At 56.3% G+C, this 21,526-nt stretch carries 13 protein-coding genes and 1 riboswitch; all 13 genes read left to right on the top strand.

What is annotated here, in order from left to right; genetic code table 11:
- The first annotated feature begins 151 nt into the window (after positions 1-151).
- The 13 genes from ACRDCA_RS20390 (at position 152) to ACRDCA_RS20330 (ending at position 21,515) form a co-directional block, all read left to right on the top strand.
- On the top strand, positions 152-682 hold the full coding sequence (locus ACRDCA_RS20390) for a hypothetical protein (RefSeq protein ID WP_438691180.1): 531 nt from the start codon (positions 152-154) through the stop codon (positions 680-682).
- 249 nt (positions 683-931) lie between these two features.
- Complete coding sequence (locus tag ACRDCA_RS20385; protein WP_438691179.1) at positions 932-2,329, top strand: MFS transporter; 1,398 nt, start codon at positions 932-934, stop codon at positions 2,327-2,329.
- Positions 2,330-2,433: 104 nt separating this feature from the next.
- A complete protein-coding gene (locus ACRDCA_RS20380; protein WP_438691178.1) occupies positions 2,434-2,613 on the top strand; it encodes a hypothetical protein in 180 nt (59 codons plus the stop codon).
- A 235-nt stretch (positions 2,614-2,848) separates the two neighbouring features.
- Entirely contained in the window at positions 2,849-3,427 is a 579-nt protein-coding gene (locus ACRDCA_RS20375; protein WP_438691177.1) for a flavin reductase family protein, read from the top strand.
- Between the two features lie 145 nt (positions 3,428-3,572).
- Complete coding sequence (locus ACRDCA_RS20370; RefSeq protein ID WP_438691176.1) at positions 3,573-7,448, top strand: DUF4132 domain-containing protein; 3,876 nt, start codon at positions 3,573-3,575, stop codon at positions 7,446-7,448.
- Between the two features lie 60 nt (positions 7,449-7,508).
- Positions 7,509-8,606: an ATP-binding protein gene (locus ACRDCA_RS20365; RefSeq protein WP_438691175.1), complete on the top strand. Its 1,098-nt coding sequence runs from the start codon at positions 7,509-7,511 to the stop codon at positions 8,604-8,606.
- Positions 8,607-8,618: 12 nt separating this feature from the next.
- Positions 8,619-10,997, top strand: a complete 2,379-nt coding sequence (locus ACRDCA_RS20360) for a DUF5682 family protein (RefSeq protein ID WP_438691174.1) — start codon at positions 8,619-8,621, stop codon at positions 10,995-10,997.
- Entirely contained in the window at positions 10,997-12,121 is a 1,125-nt protein-coding gene (locus ACRDCA_RS20355) for a VWA domain-containing protein (RefSeq protein WP_438691173.1), read from the top strand. Before ACRDCA_RS20360 ends, ACRDCA_RS20355 begins: the two co-directional genes overlap by 1 nt.
- A complete protein-coding gene (locus ACRDCA_RS20350; RefSeq protein WP_438691172.1) occupies positions 12,118-14,175 on the top strand; it encodes an SWIM zinc finger family protein in 2,058 nt (685 codons plus the stop codon). The genes ACRDCA_RS20355 and ACRDCA_RS20350 overlap by 4 nt, the downstream gene beginning before the upstream one ends.
- Before the next feature lie 73 nt (positions 14,176-14,248).
- Positions 14,249-14,418: riboswitch (yybP-ykoY riboswitch) on the top strand.
- A gap of 89 nt (positions 14,419-14,507) precedes the next feature.
- Positions 14,508-15,524 (top strand): sodium:calcium antiporter, encoded by a 1,017-nt coding sequence (locus ACRDCA_RS20345; protein WP_438691171.1) that lies wholly within the window; start codon positions 14,508-14,510, stop codon positions 15,522-15,524.
- 185 nt (positions 15,525-15,709) lie between these two features.
- On the top strand, positions 15,710-16,876 hold the full coding sequence (locus ACRDCA_RS20340; RefSeq protein WP_438691170.1) for an efflux RND transporter periplasmic adaptor subunit: 1,167 nt from the start codon (positions 15,710-15,712) through the stop codon (positions 16,874-16,876).
- Positions 16,873-20,049, top strand: a complete 3,177-nt coding sequence (locus ACRDCA_RS20335; protein WP_438691169.1) for an efflux RND transporter permease subunit — start codon at positions 16,873-16,875, stop codon at positions 20,047-20,049. The genes ACRDCA_RS20340 and ACRDCA_RS20335 overlap by 4 nt, the downstream gene beginning before the upstream one ends.
- Complete coding sequence (locus tag ACRDCA_RS20330; protein WP_438691168.1) at positions 20,046-21,515, top strand: efflux transporter outer membrane subunit; 1,470 nt, start codon at positions 20,046-20,048, stop codon at positions 21,513-21,515. Before ACRDCA_RS20335 ends, ACRDCA_RS20330 begins: the two co-directional genes overlap by 4 nt.
- Positions 21,516-21,526: the final 11 nt, after the last annotated feature.

Here is a 21,526-nt window from a genome sequence, read left to right as displayed (position 1 = left end):
GTAGTCTGATTACGACTACCGCTAATGGATCGCATGGTGATAGCAGGAATTAGAACCAAGCGACGTAATAATGAAAACTAATTGACATCAACCTGTTAATGTATAGAATATATAACCTTATTATTTTTGATGGATTAATAGGGATATAATTTTGAACAGGATTTTCATTGCAACTATTCTTGCTGGAGCTGTATTAGTTGGTTGCGATTCAAGTGAGGCCGCCAATAACTCGGAATTTACCAAGGCAATAGACGGAAAAATCTCTAAGCGTTGCCACGGTGTTTTTCCTCTTGGAATGTATGCAACCCCGCCATTTGTTGTTTCTAATAGCGATACCTTACGCTTAGACAAGTTGAACGCCTATGCTAAAGCTGGCGTTTTCAGTGTGGAAGATAACGGTAATGGTCAGTTAAAGTATTCATTAACAGCCGAAGGGAAAAAATATAGTAAGGGTAGTGGTTTCTGTGTTGGTTATAGAAATGTTAATGATATTGTAGATTTCACAAAACCAGCTGATTTCTTTGGTGTTACCATGACAAAAGTTAAATATACCTATGTGGTCAAAGATATTCCAAAGTGGGTTGAGTCTATACCTGATGTTTATGATGCATTAAACAAACCTGAAAAAGCATCCATGGAGTTATACCTTCAAAAAAGTGGCTGGACGGCAAATAAACCTTAATAGAGTTTTTTAATTTCGTATTATTATAAACCACCGTCGCTTTTATATCCTCCCAGCCTCATAGGTTTTGGGGGGGGTAAGCCCTCATTTTTCCATATCGACCGCGATTAACCGAGCGGTGTTTGATCGTTCGGTGATACGTCTCATATCAGGCGTTTGGTGCACTTATAAAGTGTATATGCTGCGCCTTCCGCCTTGTGATGGTTTGCCATAGTCTGGCTGACAAGTTAATTCAGGAGTCAGCCGTTCATGAAATCCACCGTATCCAACACCTTGCCAACCCAGCGTGGCGGGCTAATCAGCCTGGCCTTGCCGACGCTGCTTTCGTCTCTGGGCAGCAGCATTACCAACGTCAGCCTGCCAACATTGGCGCAGGTATTTGGCGCGACGTTTCAAGATGTGCAATGGGTGGTGATCGCTTATCTGCTGGCAATCACCACGCTGATCGTTGGCGTGGGCCGATTAGGGGATATCATCAGCCGCCGCACTTTGCTACTGGCGGGTCTTGGCCTGTTTATGCTTGCCTCGCTGGCTTGCGCTGTCGCTCCGACTATCTGGTGGCTGGTTGCTGCCCGCGTTGTTCAGGGTTTAGGGGGCGCAGTGATGATGACCATCACCCTGGCGTTGGTGGGCGAAACCATCAGCAAGGAGCAGGTCGGGAGGGCGATGGGGTTGCTAGGTACCTTATCAGCCGTGGGTACGGCGCTTGGCCCGACGCTCGGTGGCGGTCTGATTGCCGTGTTTGGCTGGCAGTCGATTTTCCTGATCAATCTGCCGCTGGGTGGCGTCGCGCTGTTTTGCATCTATCACTCTCTCCCATCAACAGAACCGCAGCGGGCAAGCAAACAGGGTGGGTTTGACTTTGTTGGCCTGGGCTTGCTGGGGTTAACCCTGGCGCTATTTTCACTTGCCATGACGTTGGGGAGTGGCCACTTCGGCTCACTCAATAGCCTGTTGCTGCTGGGAACTGCCGTGGCAGCCTGCGCGTTCGTCTGGGTTGAGAAAAAAGTTGCAAGCCCACTGATCCAACTTGCTCTGCTGCGTCAGCCGATCCTGAGCAGCGGCCTGCTAACCAATATGCTGGTGAGTACGGTGATCATGACGTCGTTCGTGGTCGGGCCATTCTATCTGGCACATGGGCTGGATTTAGCGCCACAGCAGGTGGGGCTGGTGATGTCCGCCGGGCCGCTGATTGCCGCTTTGGCGGGTGTGCCATCGGGCTATCTGGTCGATCGCTTCGGTGCTGCGCAGATGATCAGTCTGGGATTATTAGGCGTCTGCCTGGGAGCATTAGCCTTGTCGACGATGTCACTCGCACAGGGCTTGTTGGGTTATATCTTGCCGATCTGCCTGATCACCGCAGGTTACGCCTTGTTCCAGGCTGCCAACAACACGGCGGTGATCAAACAGGTTGGCGTCGAACGGCGTGGGGTTGCCTCTGGCCTGCTAAATCTGGCACGTAACCTTGGCTTTATCATTGGGGCATCGGCTATGGGGGGCATCTTTGCCTTGGCCTCGATATCCGATGATATGCGCTCAGGTAGCGCGGCAGGCTTACATCTGACCTATCTGGTGGCCGCAGGTTTGGCGGGGTTAGGGCTGTTGATGGCGCTGTGGAGCCAGTTTTATCGCCACAAGCGTGTGTGACGCTGTCACTTAAACCCAAGGCAACATGGTGTTTCCATCAGCTTGTGCTAATCCTTAAATGACTGCCTGTAACAATTTATTGCGATCCACTGGGAATAAAACCGATGAAAAAAATCATGCTTTGCGTTTTGCTGTTCGCCCTTACCGGTTGTTCTTCACATAACCGGCCAGAATTAAGCAAAACACCGCCGAAAACGCTGGATAGCCAAACCTGTATGGAAGATCTGAACGTGGCCAACAGCGATTGCGGGCACTCTGTCGATCCGTCGTTTATTGGTTATTAATTTCCCTCACCCTAACCCTTTGCCACAGGGAGAGGGGACTGAACCCGCTACATCGATATCCAGCGCTTGACTGCGGCTCCGGGCTAGCTCCCTCTCCCCAAACCCGTGCTCATGGCATCCCTGGTGTCATATTGGGAGAGGGCTGGGGTGAGGGGAAGCAGACATCCCTTTCACAATGGTTCACGGCCGCGCTACGATGACGTATCCAGCCGAACCTAACTTTAAGGGATGACGAATGAACCTACATATTGCCACCGTAGCCTTGGAAAAAGCCTATCGCCTGCTAAATCATGGCCCCACGGTGCTGGTGTCTGCTTGCCACGAGGGCGTTAACGACGTAATGGCTGCCGCCTGGGCCTGTGCGTTAGATTTCTCGCCGCCCAAACTGACGGTCGTGCTGGATAAAATGACCAAAACCCGTGCGCTTATCGAACAAAGCGGACACTTTGTGATCCAGGTTCCCACCGTGGATCAGTTACAACTCACCTATGAGGTCGGCAACCGCAGTCTGTTGAACGACCCCGACAAGCTGGCTCACTGCGGAGTCGAGCTATTCAGTTTTGATGACGATCGACTACCCTTCGTAGCCGGATGCTCCGCCTGGCTCGCTTGCCGCTTGATCCCGGAACCTCATAATCAGCAGACCCACGATCTGTTTATCGGCGAGGTGACGGGCGCCTGGTCCGACACCCGCGTATTTAAAGACGGCCACTGGCATTTTGACTCCGCCGATCCTGCACTACGCAGTTTACATTACGTCGCCGGTGGGCAGTTTTATGCTATCGGTGAGTCACTCACGGCCAAGGTGAAGTGAACGGATCACCTGGCAAAGCGGCGCGATCCCACTACGCAAAGGATTTTGACAAATTCCATGGAACTCCTCTATTCATCCCCCAAATATCTGATAACGTAATCTCAGACATTATTTTATGGATAATCTATTTTTCAGGGAGACAGCGGTGCGCCATTTCGAATTCAAAGACGATAAATCAAGCAAGTTTTGGCAAGTCGAGCAGTCAGACAGTGAGTTAAACCTGCGCTGGGGCAAGATTGGTACCCAGGGCCAAAGCCAGACCAAGAGCTTTGATAATCAAGCCAAGGCATTGGCCGCCATGACCAAGTTGATAAAAGAAAAAACCGGCAAAGGCTACGTTGAAATTGCCGTTGATGACAACGCCACCATTGGTGCCACTGCGCCAAAAGCTAAAGCAGAACCTACAGAAAACCTCCGTGCTGAGCCAATCAGTGATACCCCAACAGCAGCCGCGCCTCAGGTTTCTGCTGCTACCATACTTTCGCAATCCGCAACGTCATCCGACATCGCCAAGCCTGTTGGCGAAACTCCACCGTGGTTGGCCAACGGTGAGCCGATTTCCTTACCGAAGAACCTTAGCGTTCAAGCCTTGACCACCCGCACTCATCCAGGCGAAAAGCCGCAGCTGAACGATAAGCAGAGCTGGATCAAGCTGCGTAATCATCTGTATAAAAATGACGATTTCACTACTGATTTTGACTCCTCGTCTGCGCAGTGGCGTCAGATTTATGTCACCAGTTGGCAACGGCTGGCCGATCAACAGATGGACGGCACCATCGAGTCAGACGCGGTGTTGTTTGCCCTGTCGTGCAATGTCGGTAACAACCGTTATTACGGTGACAGCACGACAGATATCACCGACTTTTTAGTGGCCAGAAAGGGATTGCCGTACGCGATTGATGTGCTGCTAGTGGCGCAGGGACTCTGTGTTGAATCCAACTGGGATAGTAGTGCGCAAAAGCATAATTACTACCTCAATGAAGATATCGTCGATCCGCTAAGTGGCTCGTGGATGTGTCCCTATAGCTGCGCTGAGCTGCGTTTTCGTCAATTCCTGTCCTGTGCCGATGAGGCAGAGTGGCAGATTTGCGTGGATAAATTGATCGCGGCTTTACCGCACCTACATGCCAGCCGTCAGCCGTTGATTGCCTTGTTATTACCTGAGCGCCCGGATATCGCGAACCGGTTAGCCAGTGAGTTGATCCAACAGGGGGATAGTGACGTCACGCCATGGCTACAGTTGGTCGCCACCGACGAGGCCGTTCTGAAATCGCTAGGAGCAATGGGCCGTTCAGTCTATCGTCACGCCGCATTCCTTAACTGTGAATTTAGTCTCGCTACGTTGATTGCAGAGCGCGGTATTAATGCGGTACCCATCCTGGCCAACCAAGCGGAAATAACCCTTACCGGTGATGCTCTGGCCTGTATTGGCACGCCTGCGGCGATAACCGCATTGGCGCAAGTTTCCGGTCAGGGCAAAGCGTTCCTGACTCGGTTTATTGATGCCGCGCACCGCTGGCCGCTGGCATCAATCCCGGCGATTGCCGAATTGTTGGCCGGTAATCATAAAGACAGCGGCATGCTGAGCGCTTGCTTAAGCAATCTGCTGTTGGCCAATCCTGCACAAGTGGCTCAGCTACTGCCCTGGATGAGCGGGGCAGCGCAAACTCAGGTGCAAGAGTTGATTGCCCGCGTCTCTGGCCCGGTTGAATTAGCCGATGAAGCAGATTTACCCCTGGTACTGGTCAGCCCGCCTTGGTTACAGAAAAAGAAAAAGCAAGAAACCGCAGTCCTGGCACTTGAGCCGCTGGTGCTGGCACCGGTACTCGATTTAACCGATGCAGAGAAACAACGGTGGTTGGCACTGAACGGCTGGGAAGAAAAGCGCTATCAGGCTGCCGCAAAGAATATGAACACGCTGGCCAATGAACTGGGCTTCCAGATTTATCAATCAGGTAACAGAAAGAGCCTGAACGACGCGGCAGCCATTGCGATCAGAAACCGGGATACGCAGGGGTTGATTGACGCCTGGAAAGCTCAGTTGGCAGAAACCAGCTGGTCAAACTTTAGTATGCGCTTTACCTCGCTGTTGCCCGATGAGATGGCGCTGGCCCTCTGGAACAGTTTGTCTGCTCATCAATGTAGCGGTGAAGGGTATATGGTGGCCAATTTTGGCGAAGCGGCGTTGCCCGGCCTGATCAATGCGGTGCGCTCCCGACCAACAGAACTGACCACGATCTGGGAGCACGTAGGTGCCAGCGAATTGGCTCCGCTGATTGCCCGTGCATACCTCAAGCTGAAAACGTTACGCAGCGAAGCTCAGCAGTGGCTGTGCAAATTTCCGCATCACAGCGCTATCGGCCTGATCCCGGCGGCATTAGGCAAAAAAGGCGAAGCCAAAGACTGTGCAACTTCAGCGTTACGTATGCTGGCCACACAGGGCCACGAAGCGCTGATTTTCCAGACCGGCGAAGCTTACGGCAATCCTGAGGTGGTCAAAGCGTTGCGCAGCATGCTGGACGAAGATCCGCTCGATCGTTTCCCGAGTAAAATCAGCAAGTCCCCAGATTTTTATCAACCCGCAGGTTGGCGTCGCCCACACCTTGTAGCGAGCAAAAAGGCATTGCCGGACAGCGCACTGGAACACCTGGGCACCATGCTACGTTTCCCGGTTAGCGAGGGGTTGTATGAAGGGATCGGTCAGGTAAAACAGGTTTGTGATCCCGACTCACTGGCGGATTTTGCCTGGGATTTGTTCTCGGCATGGTTATTTGCTGCGGCGCCGTCCAAAGAGGGCTGGGCATTTACGTCGCTGGGCCTGTTTGGTACCGATGATACCGCACGCAAGCTGACGCCGTTTATCCGCGCCTGGCCGGGGGAGGCTCAGCACCAGCGGGCGGTTAACGGCCTGGAAGTGCTGAATCAGATCGGCTCCGACGTGGCGTTGATGCTGCTGAACGGCATCGCGCAGAAGGTCAAATTTAAAGGCTTGCAGGACCGGGCGCGGGAAAAGATTGCGGCAATAGCCGAGGCCCGTGAGTTAACCATCGAGGAACTGGAAGACCGTTTGGCCCCGGATTTAGGGCTGGATGAAAACGGCTCACTGCGGCTGGATTTCGGCGATCGCCAGTTTACCGTCAGCTTCGATGAAACCCTGAAACCGTTCGTGCGCGACAATGATGGCACCCGCCTGAAAGATCTACCGAAACCGAAAAAGACCGACGACCAAGAGCTGGCAACAGCAGCGGTCAACAGCTTTAAGCTGCTGAAAAAAGATGCCCGCACCGTGGCCGCTCAACAGGTCGTACGTCTGGAAATTGCCATGTGCCAGCGCCGCCGTTGGACACCAGAACTGTTCGAGCTGTTTTTAGTCCGTCATCCGCTGGTACGCCACCTGGTGCAACGCCTGGTCTGGGGCGTGTATCTGGTTGACGACGATTCTTCCCACGGCGGCAAGTTGGTAGACTGTTTCCGCGTTGCCGAGGATGGCAGCCTGACAACCGCAGAAGACGACGAGTACACGCTGCCGCAGGGCGAAAACGTGCGCATCGGTATTCCTCATGCGCTGGAGCTGCCTGAACATCAGGCGGCAGGCTTCGGCCAACTGTTCGCCGATTACGAACTGCTGCAACCGTTCGTTCAGCTTGGCCGTGATACCTACAGCCTGACCGAACAAGAGCGGGAAAGCCGTGAATTGCTACGTTGGAAAGGGGCCGTCGTTCCCACTGGCCGTATCCTTGGCCTGGCCAATAAAGGCTGGCGCCGTGGCGACGCTCAGGACGGAGGCGCGATCCTGGATTTCATCAAACCGATTGATCGCCGGTCAGGTTTTAGCCTGTCGTTTGAACCCTGCATTATCGTTGGCATGGTCGATGAATACCCTGAACAGACCCTGGAGTCGGTGGTGATCGACGACGGCCAGTATTACTGGCAGCGAACCGAAGAGCGCAAACCGTTCACAATGGTGGATGACATCATCTTGAGCGAACTAATCCGCGATATGGAAGCCCTGCGCGCCTAGGTTTTGCCTTGATCCCGACGCATGTCGGGATCGTACCGATGACCAAGAGAACCGATCCTTATGTCTGAACAACAAAAAATGCAGCGGCCACCCGCGGAAATTCAATACGCAGAACAGCTGGCCTTGTTGGTCAAACAGGATAACCAACCGCGTCCACCGGGCTGGGTACTGAGCCTGAATGCCGCCCGGCGCTTTATTCTGGGTGACGAAAAACTAGGTATTGAGCGTAAAATTGTCGCCGACGTAGCTTCGATTGAACGAATGCTGGTCACGCTGGCGACAGGCCGTGGCCTGATGTTGGTGGGCGAGCCGGGTACCGCCAAATCCATGCTGTCTGAACTGCTGGCCACCGCCATTTCCGGCACCTCCAGCCTGACGATCCAGGGCGGGGCATCGATTACCGAAGATCAGATCAAGTATTCATGGAACTACGCGCTGCTGATCAACGAGGGGCCATCGCTGAAAGCGCTGGTGCCGGCACCGCTTTATCAGGGTATGCGCGACGGCAAAGTTGTGCGTTTTGAAGAGATCACCCGTGCGCCGTTGGAAGTGCAGGACTGTCTGCTGGGCATGTTGTCCGACCGCGTGATGACCATCCCCGAACTGAATGACGACCATAACCTGCTGTATGCGCAGGAAGGGTTCAACATTATCGGCACCGCCAATACCCGCGATCGTGGCGTGAATGAAATGAGTGCGGCCCTCAAGCGCCGGTTTGATTTTGAGACCGTGTTTCCGATTATGGATTTCCAACAGGAACTGGAGTTGGTGGCCACGGCTGCCAACCGGCTGTTGGAAAAAAGCGCCATCCCACATACCGTTCCCGTTGAGGTTTTGGAACTGCTGGTCACCACTTTCCGCGATCTGCGCGGCAATGAAAAATCAGCGGGTAAGGGCGACAGCGCCATGGATCGCCTGACCGCGGTGATGTCGACCGCCGAGGCGGTGAACGTGGCTCATGCTGTGGGCGTGCGCGCCTGGTTTCTTGAACAACGCAGCGGTCAGCCAGCCGATCTGGTGGAGTGCATCGCCGGGACGGTGGTCAAGGACAATGCGGATGACCGGGCCAAGCTCAGGCGTTATTTTGAGCAGAAGGTCGCGAAAAAGCCCGGTAACCACTGGCGGGCCTATTACGAAGCCAGACACCGTTTGCCTTAAAGGCGCTGCGCAATGAAGACAACATCAAAGCCGGAAATTATCGGTATCCGCCACCATAGCCCGGCCTGTGCCCGCCTGGTTGCGGCGAAAATCAGCGCCCTGAAACCCCGCTACGTGCTGATTGAAGGGCCAATGGATTTCAATTCCCGGCTCGATGAGCTGTTTTTGCCTCATCGGCTACCGCTGGCTATCTACAGCTATGGCGTGCCGCAACAACGTGGGCAGGGCGTGCGCCGGGGATCCTGGTCACCGTTTGCCGAGCACTCACCGGAGTGGCAGGCGCTGGTTCAGGCCCGTGCGAGCAAGGCAGAAATACGCTTTATGGATCTGCCGGCCTGGCATTCTGCGTTTGCCGACATTGCCAACCGTTACGCCGATCTGGCCGATGCCGAACAGCAGCAACGGGCAGAGGATTTTGAACAGGCGCTAAGCCTGGAGCTAGGCATTCAGGGGCGCGATGCGCTTTGGGACCGGTTATTTGAGGACCAGTGCGATGTACAGGAACTGGATCAACGCCTAAGCCACTATTTCCAACGGCTGCGCGGAGACGTTGCTGGCTCGCAGGGCAATCAGGATCGTGAAACCATGATGGCCCGCTGGATCCGTTGGGCCATGGATCAACAGGACGGTGCGGTGTTAGTGGTGTGCGGAGGCTATCATGCGCCTGCCTTGATGAAGCTGTGGCAAAACCTGCCCAGCGAAGCTCATGAACCAGAGCAGCCCTCTTTAAGCCAGTGTTTTGCCGATCAATCCGGCGACATACCTTACACCACCGGCTCTTATCTGGTGCCGTATAGCTATAAGCGGCTGGATGCTTTTACCGGCTATGCTTCCGGCATGCCGTCACCGGAGTTCCAACAGTGGGTGTGGGAATTTGGCCTGGAGCAGGCCGGGCTCTACGCTTTTCAGCGCATTCTTGAACGGCTCCGTCAGTTGAATCTGCCAGCCTCTACCGCCGATATGGGCGCGGTTTATCTACGGGTTCAGGCACTGGCGCGGCTGCGCGGCCACCAGATACCGTTACGCAACGATTGGTTGGATGCCATGGCCGGATCCTTGGTCAAAGAGGCGATGGATGTCCCTCTGCCGTGGACCTATCGCGGTCCGCTGCGGCCGGGAACCGATCCTATCCTGGTGCAGATGATGGCGGTATTAGCCGGGGAGTCTCATGGTAAACTGGCAGCCAATACGCCGCGCCCACCGCTGTTGATTTCGTTGCAACAAGAACTGGAGCGGCTGGCGATAACCATGCCCTCAGAGCTTAAGCTCGACCTGTTGAAACCCGAAGATCGTCAGCGTAGCAGAGCGTTGCATCAGTTAGCGCTTTTGGCGATCCCTGGCATCCACTGCCTGAAAAGCGTCGGGCAGGCCATGTCGGGCGAAATGAGCGAACATTGGCAACTGCGGGCGCCGCTTGAGCAGGCTGCCGCATTGATTGAGGCCGCTTCCTACGGCGCTACGTTGGCCGATGCGGCACTGGCTAAACTGGAGGAAGCCTTACTGGAGCTGCATGGTAGCCAAGGCCTGGTGGTGGCGCTGGTTAAACTGCTAAACCAAGCGGCGTTGGCCGGGCTGGCCGATTTCAGCAGCCGTGTATTGGAACAACTCACTGCGGCGGTGAGCCAGGAAGGGAGCTTTGAGGATCTGGGCTTCGCGCTGGAAGCGGCCCACACGCTCTATCGTCACGGTGAAAGCGTTGGTATGCAGGGATCGCCCATCCTGCTAACGGTGATCCAGATAACTTTCGACCGTGCGCTCTGGCTCTGTGAAAGCTATGGCAGCGTGAACCCCGCCGACTACCATCGGCACATTGCGGCATTTCAGGCGATCCGCCTGGTAACGCGTGATCTGCTCGCGTTGCCTGATGTCGATCGCAATACGATCTTTCCCGTCTTGGAAGCCGATCGGGCACTCACCGTTTGGCAAAGAAAAGCCTCGGCGACCGACGCAGACCCGCTTAGCCGTGGTGCGGCATTGGGGGCACTGCTCAGCCTGAATGAAAGCACATCGCCGATCGCCCAGCCGCTGGCGTTACTGGCCACCCTGGCAGCCAATAAAATGGGCGATGCGCTCAGCGGGCTGATCGCATTGGCACGCCACCAGTTAACCCAGGATCTCACCTTTGTCGACGGTCTGAACCAACTGATCACGGCGCTGGACGACGAAGACTTTTTGCTGGCAATCCCCGCGATGCGAGGAGCATTTGCCTGGTTGCCACCGAGAGAACGCGGTGAGTTTGCCCGTCAGATCCTGGAACTGCATCAGGCAGGCCATTTACCGGTTTCGTCGTTAAATCGCGAAATTACCCCCGCAGCGCCGCAGGAGATTGCCGCTATGCAACAGGCAGAAAAACGGGCGCTGGAAATTCTTGGCCAATGGGGGCTGACATAATGGCGAACCCACTATCACCCGAGTTACAGCGCTGGCGCTTGCTGTTAGGTGAGGCCGCTGAAGCCTCTCTGGGCGAATTGGACGATCGCTACCGCTCAGTCGATAGCGCATTGGAATGGCTGTATGGCCGTGATCCGGAGCGCTTGGCCCGCGGAGAGCGTGGAGCCAGCCTGGGTAAGTCCAGCCTGACCACGCCTGAGTGGATTAATGAAATTCATCAGCTGTTCCCGAAAGAAGTGATCGAAAGGCTGGAGGTGGATGCGGTCGAACGCTATGGGATTGACGACGTCGTCACCAATCTTGAAGTGTTGGAGCGTATTGAACCCTCGGAAGCGTTGCTGAAAGCGGTGTTACATACCAAACATTTGATGAACCCACAGGTGCTGACCGCCGCACGCCGGTTGGTGGCAGAAGTGGTGCGACGGATCATGGAGCGGCTGGCCCGTGACGTGCGTCAGTCATTTTCCGGCAGCCGGGATCGGCGCCGCCCCTCACAGGTCAAAGTCGCGCGTAATTTTGATTTTAAGCGCACCGTTGCCGCCAACCTGCACCGCTGGAGCCCGCAACACGGCAAACTGTTTATCGAAACCCCGGCTTTTATGAGCCGGGTAAAACGCCATAGTGAACGTTGGGACATTATCTTGCTGGTTGACCAAAGCGGCTCAATGGTGGATTCGGTGATCCATGCCGCCGTGATGGCGGCCTGCCTGTGGAATTTACCGGGTATGCAAACCCGGCTGGTTGCTTTTGATACCGCCGTGGTGGATTTAACCGCCGATGTCAGCGATCCGGTCGAACTCTTGATGAAGGTTCAGCTTGGGGGCGGAACCGATATCGCCAAGGCGGTTGGGTACGCTCAATCCTGCATCACCAACCCGCGACGTACGATTGTGGTGCTGCTGAGCGATTTCTTTGAGGGCGGCAGCGAAAGCGAGCTGGTACGGCGGGTGCACACCTGCATTCAGGCCGGGGCGAAAGTGCTGGGGTTGGCGGCGTTAGATCATCAGGCCAACCCACAATATGACCGTGACATGGCTAACCGGCTGGTCGCGGTTGGTGCTCAGATAGGAGCTATGACGCCCGGCGAATTAGCGGCCTGGTTGGCGGAAAAGGTACAAGGTTGACTACACGTTCTGATTTACTTGAGCTCACGCCGGAAGCCTTGATGGCGTTGAGCAATGCGGGCTTCGTCAAGCGCGCGCAAAAAGAGGTTGCCGAGGGTAAGCTCCCGGAACTGACCGAACACGATGATGGCCGTGTTGATGCCACGTTCGGCGATAGTAATCAGGTTTCTTTCCCCATGGGGAAAACCCTGCGGGATGCGACCTGTAGCTGCCCGGCCAGTAGCATGTGCCGCCATCGGGTGACGCTGGTGTTGGCCTATCAGGCGTTACATGCCGCCGGGGTTGATGACACTCAGCCGCCAGCAGTTTCAGCGGGCTGGTCACCGGCCAGATTTAGCCAACAGCTCAATGAGGTACCGCTATCGGTGATTACCCGGGCTAAAAAGCTGGTTCAGGGCAGCGTAGTGGTGCAATTGAGCAAAGGCAGCGGGGCGCAAGCCACTCCGTCTGCTCGTTTACCGATGTGTGACGTGCGGTTTTTCTCCCGTAGCAGCCTGGCCCATGCACGCTGTGACTGCATTCAGGAGACGATTTGCGAACATATCGTGTTGGCGGTCTGGGGCTTTGAGCAGGCCGAACTCAGCCAGCCGGATTTCCAGCAGCTAACGCTGCAAATCAACGTGCCCGATGGCGCACAGACCGGACTTAACGCCTTATTCGAACAGCCGGAGGCCGTGTTGTTACAAACGGCGTTGGATAAACTGCTGCTCAAACTGTGGTCGGACGGCAGCAGCCAGCCAGATACGGCCATCAAACCACTGATGGCTGAAGCGTCTCGCCATGCGCAGCAGTTGCAGTGGCGCTGGATTAGCGAAAGCCTGGACGATATTCAACAAGGGATAGCCGATCAACATCATCGTTCCAGCCGCTATCATCCGGTTGATTTTCTACAGCGGATCAGCGGGCTTTCCGCTCGCTTGGCGGCGGCCAGGCACATGGATCTCCAGGCACAACAGCAGACTTTGCCACGCCTTCCTGCGGCAGAAATTGTCGGGCTGGGCGTCAAAGGCGAGATCCAGATGGAACATCTGAAACTGGTTTCACTCGGGGGGCGTTACTGGGCCGACGAACAGCAGGAAGGGGTGAAGCTAATCTTCACCGACCCTGATTCCCAAGCGCTGATGGTGATTGAACGCCAGTGGCCGAAGAACAGCGGCCCGCAAGGCATGGCAACGCCGATCGGCAGCCGACGGGTTGCCGGACATTCGGTAATAAAACTGGCCGCCAGCCAGGTGATCACCAATGCCGCCAAGCGCCGGGCCAACGGGGCGTTAGACATTGCCAGCGGTAAACAATATACCAGCGTATTGCCGCTCTCATCCCGTGCGTGGGAGCTGTTGGGGGGACCGCTCAGGCAGCCCGATGCCGCAGCGTTGAAACGCCATCTCCAGCAGGTACTGCCTGATTTTGTACGCCCCAGACAGCCGATCGAACAGCTGCATATTTTACCGGTCAGCGAAGTGCTCGATTGGCGCTGGGATCCGGCTTTGCAGTGCTTGCAGATCGATATTCTCAGCGGTGAGGAGAGTGATGAGGCTGACAATTATGTGACGGTGTCACTAAATTACGATATTGCAGCCCCTCAGGCCATCGAGGCATTGGCCAGGGCCATGCTCACGCCAGCAACGCCGCCCCGGTTAATTTCAGGCAAGGTGAAGATCGAGTCAGGTAAATTGTTTATCGAGCCGCTGGCGATAGCCAGTGATACCCAAATATGCTCGCTGTGTGCCGATGAAGTAGAGGCTTTCCCAATGGATCGCCAGGCCGATCTGCAACAGCGTTCAGGCGTGCAGCAAACGTTGGTGGAAACGGAAACGCTGCTGGCCCAATGGTTACAGCAGGGGATCCGGCACCAAGGGGGGCGAGGGGGTGATCGGGTGGCAATGCTGGCTGAAGCGCTGCATGGCTATGGTCTGATACAACTGGCCGAGTGGCTCAACGAGTTACCCGACCGTATGCGTGCCAATAACCACCGCGAATTAGTGCACCCATTGATGATGATTTATCAAACGTTGCGCCTGGTGAAGGATCAGCACAACGGTTTACGGGAGTAAATATAAATAGAAATCAATTACATTATCAGATGATTTATTCATTTGACACGGTTGTAATAATTAGCTTAAGCTCCCCGCACTCATTTGGGGAGTAGCCTTCCTTCATCATGAAGGAGGATGTGTCAACATACTCAGCTCTTTGCTGTGGCACATCCGTCGACCAGATTGGCGAGACCATAGGGGTAATATTTCTGTTTGATTGGGCGAGAAATATTACACCATGGTTTGATACGCCCAGTCGGTATTTCCATTATGACCGTTTTTTCTCCTGTTACCTTTAAAGATTTCACCGTTGAAATCGCCAAATCCCCTTGCGCTATGAGGGCTAGAAAATGACATTTTCATTTTTTCAGCTCGGCGTATCGTTAATCATCATCCTGATTGCCTCCGAAATTTTCACCAATGCGCTTGAACACCTTGGCGAAAGGTTGAAGATATCAGAAGGGGTAACCGGCTCGCTTTTTGCCGCTATCGGCACGGCTTTACCTGAAACTATGGTACCCATTTTGGCCCTGGTTGCCGGAACCTCGGCGGCTAGCGTGAACGAAGAGATTGGCGTTGGGGCAATATTGGGCGCGCCGCTGATGCTATCGACGCTGTCGGTCTTTTTGATGGCACTGGCCGTGCTTAGGCAGCGGGGAATTAATGGGGCCATCACCCCAGAGCCGACGGGGTTTATGCGTGATACGCGCTTCTTCCTGCTGGCCTTTGTGTTGGCCGCGATCGCCTTGTTCATTCCTGTCGAGATGAAAGTGGCAAGGATGGGCGTCAGCGTCTTGCTGATCTCACTTTACGTCACCTATATTGTCAAAACCTTGCACGCGTCGAAAAAGTTAGTGGCCGAAGGCAATGGCACGGCGGCTGATAACGTGATGTTTTTATCCCGCTTGGGATTGCCGACCACGCTATTTACCATCATCTTGCAAACATTAATCGGCTTGGCCGTATTAATCGCGGGGGCATTAGGCTTTATCAATGGTGTGGCGGATGTCTCGGCAAAACTTGGCGTTTCCGTGTTACTGGTATCATTGATTATCATTCCTATTGCTACCGAGCTACCAGAAAAAGTGAACAGCATACTCTGGATACGGAAAGGGAAGGATACTCTGGCATTAGGGAATATTACCGGTGCGATGGTATTCCAAGGCACCATATTACCCGCACTCGGTATACTACTGACGCCATGGCAACCCCGGCATGAAGTGTTGATCGGAGTGTTTATTACGCTGACAGCGGCATTTTGGCTGTGGGTAAACGCCAGAAATAAAAAGCTGAAAGTGTGGATGCTGTTTATTAATGGGGCTTTCTATTTCGCTTATATTATCGCCTCAATATCATTTAGCGGCTAAAAATCCCCTCTCCTGAAATGCTCCGCGCTTACATTGACCTCGGAGCCGCTGCGCTCAACGTGACCCAGCCCCAGCCTGGGTGCTCGTTGCCCGCCAGAAAAAATACTTGACCTTCCAAACGTGACAAGCCGGATAAAGGCAGCCTGCCAAACCTACTGTCGACCATCGTCGCGAAAGGTATACCGATGCAAGTCAAAGCTCTACCCCTGCTCACTGCGGCGATAAGCGCCGCGTTCATTATCTCCGGATGCAAGGAGGCGGTGCCTTCCGGCGCAGCTGCCAAACCACCTGGCGTGCCGGTGGCCGAAGTTGTCGTGCGCCCGATAACGCCCTTTGTGGAATTCACCGGCTCGCTTACCGCGGTCAAACGGGTTGAACTCCGCCCGCGGGTCGCTGGCTATCTCCAGGAGGTCACCGTGCCCGAAGGACGCTTGGTTAATCAAGGAGACCGGCTATTTCTCATTGACCCGCGGGAGTTCGTCGCTGCGGTGAACGTGGCCAAAGCACGGCTACGTGAGGCTGAGGCTGCCTCGTTACTCGCCAAGGCGGAATATGCACGAGCCGAGAAGCTGTTCGCGCAAAAGGTCGTTGCTCGGGCGTTTCTTGATACCGCCATCGCCGCAGTGAACGCGGGCAAAGCTCAGGTTGATGCCGCCAAAGCCGAGCTGGATGCGGCGCAACTGGATTTGAGTTTCACCCGCGTCACCGCCCCCATCAGCGGACGTGTCGGCCAAACCCTGGTCACCGAAGGTAACTATGTCGCCAGCGGTGTGACGCCATTGACGACCATCGTCTCGATCGATCCGCTGCAGGTCTATTTTGATGTCGACGAACGCACTTATTTACGCTCACTCGCCGCTGGCAGAACCAATGTAACCCCAGAGGCGGCAAAGGCAACCAGAGTCATGGTGGCGCTGATCGCCGACAAGACCTACTCGCGGCCCGGCCAAGTTGATTTCCTCGCCAACGCTGCCGATCGTAGTACGGGAACGGTGCGGGTCCGCGCAGTGGTGGACAATCCCGATGGGCAATTAACCCCCGGTCTGTTCGCCAAAGTCAAAATGGAGACCGGGGCACCACAGCCTAAGGTACTGATTTCTGACCTGTCGATTGGCACCGACCAGGGCCGCCGCTATGTGCTGGTCGTTGACAAGGACGATAAAACACAATACCGGCCGGTCGAACTTGGCCCGATGGCCGACGGAATGCGGGTGATCGAACAAGGTCTGCAAGCGGGTGAGCGCATCGTCGTCAAGGGATTGGTACGCCCAGGGATGCAGATCACACCACAGTCCGCAGCGATTGACGGTACGCCTATTGCGCGGCCGCAAACCTCAGGAGGCGTGCAATGAACTTTCCACGTTTCTTCATCGATCGGCCCATCTTTGCCATCGTGCTTTCGGTGCTGATGGTGCTGGCGGGCACCGTTGCCTTCTTCCAATTACCGCTCAGCGAGTATCCGGCCGTGACCCCGCCCACCGTGCAGGTGACCGCCTCTTATCCGGGCGCGAACCCCAAGGTGATCGCTGAAACGGTGGCCGCGCCGCTCGAACAGGCGATCACCGGGGTAGAGGGCATGTTGTACATGTCGTCGCAGTCAGCCACCGATGGCCGAATGATCCTGACCGTCACTTTTGCCCAGGGAACCAATGCCGATATGGCGCAGGTTCAGGTGCAAAACCGGGTCGCCCGTGCGTTGCCGCGTTTGCCTGAAGAGGTGCAACGCCAAGGCGTGGTGACGCAGAAAACCTCGCCAGACATTCTGATGGTGGTGCATCTGTTGTCGCCCGATAAGCGTTATGATCCACTGTATATTTCCAATTACGCCTACTTGCAGGTGCGCGATGAGCTGTCCCGCATTCCGGGGATCAGCGACGTGCTGGTCTGGGGGGCGGGCGAATACAGCATGCGGCTGTGGCTCGATCCAAACCTGATCGCTGCGCGGGGGCTGACGGCTGGCGACGTGATAGCTGCGGTACGTGAACAGAACGTCCAGGTGGCGGCCGGTTCAGTCGGCCAGGCTCCCAATGCTACCGCCGCCTTCCAGGTAACGGTGAACACCCTCGGGCGATTGACCGACGAAGCGCAGTTCGGCGATATCATCCTCCGCACCGGCGCGGATGGCCAGGTGACGCGCCTGCGGGATGTCGCCCGTATCGAGATGGGGGCCGATGCTTATGCTTTACGCAGCCTGCTGGATGGTGAACCCGCCGTGGCGCTGCAAATCATTCAAAGCCCGGGAGCCAACGCGCTGGACGTTTCGCAGGCGGTGCGGGCCACCATGCAGCGGCTTGAAGGCAGCTTCCCGGCCGGGCTCAGTTCACGCATCGCCTATGATCCGACGGTGTTTGTCCGGGCCTCGCTGGAATCGGTAGCTACCACGCTGTTGGAGGCCATTTTCCTGGTCGTGATCGTGGTGGTACTGTTCCTGCGCAACTGGCGGGCGTCGCTGATCCCGCTGATGGCCGTGCCGGTATCGCTCATCGGCACCTTCGCCGTTATGCATCTGATGGGCTTCTCGCTCAACACCTTGTCGCTGTTTGGTTTGGTACTGTCGATTGGTATCGTGGTCGACGATGCGATCGTGGTGGTGGAGAACGTCGAGCGGCATATCGAGAATGGTGAAGATCCTCCGCAAGCCGCCAGGAAGGCGATGGACGAGGTCACCGGGCCAATTATCGCCATCACCTCGGTGCTCGCCGCCGTGTTTATCCCAACCGCCTTCCTTAGCGGTTTGCAAGGTGAGTTTTATCAACAGTTTGCGCTCACCATTGCCATCTCGACCCTTCTGTCGGCGGTGAATTCGCTCACGCTTAGCCCGGCGCTTGCCGGACTCCTGTTGCGGCCACGTAAGGTGGGTATCACTTATGATCCGCACAGCCAGCGTGGCCGAGCCGAACGTTGGTTTCAACGGTTGGGGCGGCCATTGCAGCGAGCCCCGGATGCCTATGGCAACACGGTCCGCAAGGTCGTGCGGATCAGCGGCCTGGCACTGGTGGTTTACGCTGGGCTGCTGGCGCTGACCTTTTTCGGCTTCAAGGCTGTAGCGCCGGGCTTTGTCCCCATGCAGGATAAATATTATCTGGTTGGCATTGCCCAGCTTCCCAACTCCGCATCGCTGGATCGCACCGAGGCCGTCGTTAAGCAGATGTCGAAAATCGCACTGGCAGAACCCGGCGTGGAAAGCGTCGTGGCATTCCCGGGGCTTTCAATCAACGGCTTCGTTAACGTGCCAAATGCCGCTGTGATGTTTGTGATGCTCGACCCATTCAAAGATCGCACGACGGACGATCTCAGCGCGATGGCGATCGCCGGGCGCTTACAGGCCAAATACGCCAATATTCCCGACGGCTTCCTTGGCGTATTCCCGCCGCCACCGGTGCCTGGGCTGGGGGCAACCGGCGGTTTCAAAATGCAGGTTGAAGATCGCGGCGGTGCCGGGCTGGATGCGCTGGTTCAGCAAACTCAGCTCCTGATGCAGAAAGCCAGTGGCACGGGGCAGGTGGCCGGGTTGCTCAGCAGCCTTGACGTCAATGCACCACAGCTCGACGTCAGTATCGACCGTACCCAGGCGATGAGCCAAGGCGTTCGTCTGGCGGACGTCTTTGAGGCACTCCAGGTGTATCTCGGTTCGCTGTATGTCAACGACTTCAACCGCTTTGGCCGCACCTACAAAGTCACGGCTCAGGCCGATGCGGATCACCGTATGCAAGCTGAAGCCATCGGACGGCTGCAAGTGCGCAATGCGGCCGGGGAGATGCTGCCGCTGTCCGCGTTTGTTACCGTTACGCCAAGTTCAGGTCCGGACCGTGTGATGCATTACAACGGTTACCCCTCGGCGGATATTTCCGGCGGTGCCATGGTGGGCGTCAGCTCTGGACAGGCGGTGGCGCTGATGGAGCAACTGGCGCAGGAAGTGCTGCCTGAAGGCATGAGCTTCGAATGGACCGACCTCACCTATCAACAAAAGCTGGCCGGAGATTCGGCGCTGTTTATCTTCCCACTCTGTGTGCTGCTCGCTTATCTGATCCTTGCCGCGCAATACAACAGTTGGCTGCTGCCCCTGGCGGTCTTGCTGATCGTACCGATGTGTCTGCTGAGTGCGATCGTGGGCGTCTGGTGGGTGGGGGGAGACAACAACGTGTTCGTCCAGATTGGGCTGATCGTCTTGGTGGGGCTGGCTGCCAAGAACGCCATCCTGATTGTTGAGTTTGCACGCAGCCTCGAAGCCAAGGGATCGAGCGCGCTTGAGGCGGTCATCGAGGCTTGTCGACTGCGGTTACGACCGATCCTGATGACTTCGCTGGCCTTTATTGCTGGCGTGGTTCCGCTGGTGTTGGCCAGTGGTGCAGGGGCGGAGATGCGCCACTCCATGGGCATTGCGGTGTTTGCGGGCATGCTCGGCGTGACGCTGTTCGGACTGTTCCTGACCCCGGTCTTTTATGTAGTGATGCGTGGTCTTGCCGCCCGTGTCGAGCGGCACCGCTCTGCATCAAAACAACGCATCAAGGGGGGCCAGCCATGAGAAATCTCTATCAGGCCGCGCTAATCCCTCTGAGTGCGCTGTTCTTGCTGGCCGGATGCTCGGCGGTGGGTCCTGACTATGCAGCACCCTCGTCGCCGCTGCCAACTTACTTTGGTGAACCAACTGCTGGGTTCAGTGTGGGGGCCGTCGAGGTTGAGTGGTGGCGTACTTTCGACGATCCGACGCTAACGGCCTTGATCAAGCAGGCATTGGCTGCGAACCATGATATCGGCATCGCAGCCATGCGGCTGGAAGAGGCCAAAGCCATGCTGCGCGAGGATCGCCAGAGTTTCCTGCCCAGCGGCGGCCCCGCGCTTAGCTATGAGAACCGCCGTTGGGGAGAAGTAGAAATTTCACCTGATCAACCGCGGCAACGCGAAAGCTATCGCGGAGCCATCGATGCCGCTTGGGAACTCGATCTGTTTGGACGCGTGCGGCGTTCGGTGGAAGCTGCGCAGGCACAAGCGGGCTCACGCGAGGCGCTACTACGTGAAGTGCAGGTGAGCGTCATTGCTACGGTGGCCGCTACCTGGTTCGAATTACGCGGTCTCGAGACCGAAATTGCCGTTGTAACCGACATCATCCAAAGCCAGCGTGAAAGCCTGAGGCTGGTTGAGCAGCAGGTCAATGCCGGTTCTGCCAGCGAGTTTGACCGCCTGCGTGCCGAGGCGCTGTTACGTAATGTTGAGGTGGCCATGCCTGAGCTGGAACGCCGCCGGGCGGCCACTCTCAACGCACTGGCCATCCTCCTTGGCACAACGCCGCAGACGTTCAGACCGCCGGCAATTGCGCCGTTGGATGACTCGTTGGTCATGCGAACCATTGCCGTGGGCGATCCCGCATCGCTCCTTTCAAGGCGTGCCGACATTGCGGCGGCGGAACGGGACCTCGCTGCGGCTACCGCCCAGATTGGCGTCGAGACGGCCGCGCTCTATCCCGAGATCCAGGTGCAGGGATCCCTCGGTTTTGTGGCGGGGAGTCTTGATGCGCTGAACGGGGCCGAGGCGCTGTCGGGCTTTATCGTGCCGGTGATTCGCTGGTCGCTGCTGGACATTGGCCGTACGCGCGCCCGGATCGCCGCAAGCGAAGCGCGCAGCAAACAGGCCTTGACCGTCTATGACCAGGCCGTATTGCGCGCCTTGCAGGAAACGGATGATGCTTTTAAAGCCTATGGCGCTGCGGACCGCACGCTTGAGTTACGCCTGCTGGAGTCTGAGGCCAATCGCGAAGCAGCTCGTCTGCTCCAGGTGCGATTTGCCGAAGGTGACGGCTTCTATCTGGAGGTGCTCGATGCCAAGCGTGCTGACTTTGCCAGCCAGCGTGAGCTGGCCATCGCACGGACTAACCAGCAACTGGCCATTGTCAGCATCTATAAGGCGTTGGGCGGCGGTTGGGAAGTCTGTACACCGGCGGAGCGCGATTGTGATGGGGCCAAAGGCATAGCCAATCTCCCCCCACAAAACTGATTGCCAACAGG

The organism is Serratia sp. (in: enterobacteria) (assembly GCF_051654945.1).
GTDB lineage: Bacteria > Pseudomonadota > Gammaproteobacteria > Enterobacterales > Enterobacteriaceae > Chania.
Note: the sequence above shows the minus strand (reverse complement) of the source record. Positions and strands in the feature narration are given on the sequence as shown.

Coding starts and splice junctions, on each gene's coding strand:
- ACRDCA_RS20365 (WP_438691175.1), top strand. CDS start 7,509: ATGTCTGAACAACAAAAAATGCAGCGGCCACCCGCGGAAATTCAATAC.
- ACRDCA_RS20375 (WP_438691177.1), top strand. CDS start 2,849: ATGAACCTACATATTGCCACCGTAGCCTTGGAAAAAGCCTATCGCCTG.
- ACRDCA_RS20335 (WP_438691169.1), top strand. CDS start 16,873: ATGAACTTTCCACGTTTCTTCATCGATCGGCCCATCTTTGCCATCGTG.
- ACRDCA_RS20385 (WP_438691179.1), top strand. CDS start 932: ATGAAATCCACCGTATCCAACACCTTGCCAACCCAGCGTGGCGGGCTA.
- ACRDCA_RS20380 (WP_438691178.1), top strand. CDS start 2,434: ATGAAAAAAATCATGCTTTGCGTTTTGCTGTTCGCCCTTACCGGTTGT.
- ACRDCA_RS20360 (WP_438691174.1), top strand. CDS start 8,619: ATGAAGACAACATCAAAGCCGGAAATTATCGGTATCCGCCACCATAGC.
- ACRDCA_RS20355 (WP_438691173.1), top strand. CDS start 10,997: ATGGCGAACCCACTATCACCCGAGTTACAGCGCTGGCGCTTGCTGTTA.
- ACRDCA_RS20330 (WP_438691168.1), top strand. CDS start 20,046: ATGAGAAATCTCTATCAGGCCGCGCTAATCCCTCTGAGTGCGCTGTTC.
- ACRDCA_RS20340 (WP_438691170.1), top strand. CDS start 15,710: ATGCAAGTCAAAGCTCTACCCCTGCTCACTGCGGCGATAAGCGCCGCG.
- ACRDCA_RS20345 (WP_438691171.1), top strand. CDS start 14,508: ATGACATTTTCATTTTTTCAGCTCGGCGTATCGTTAATCATCATCCTG.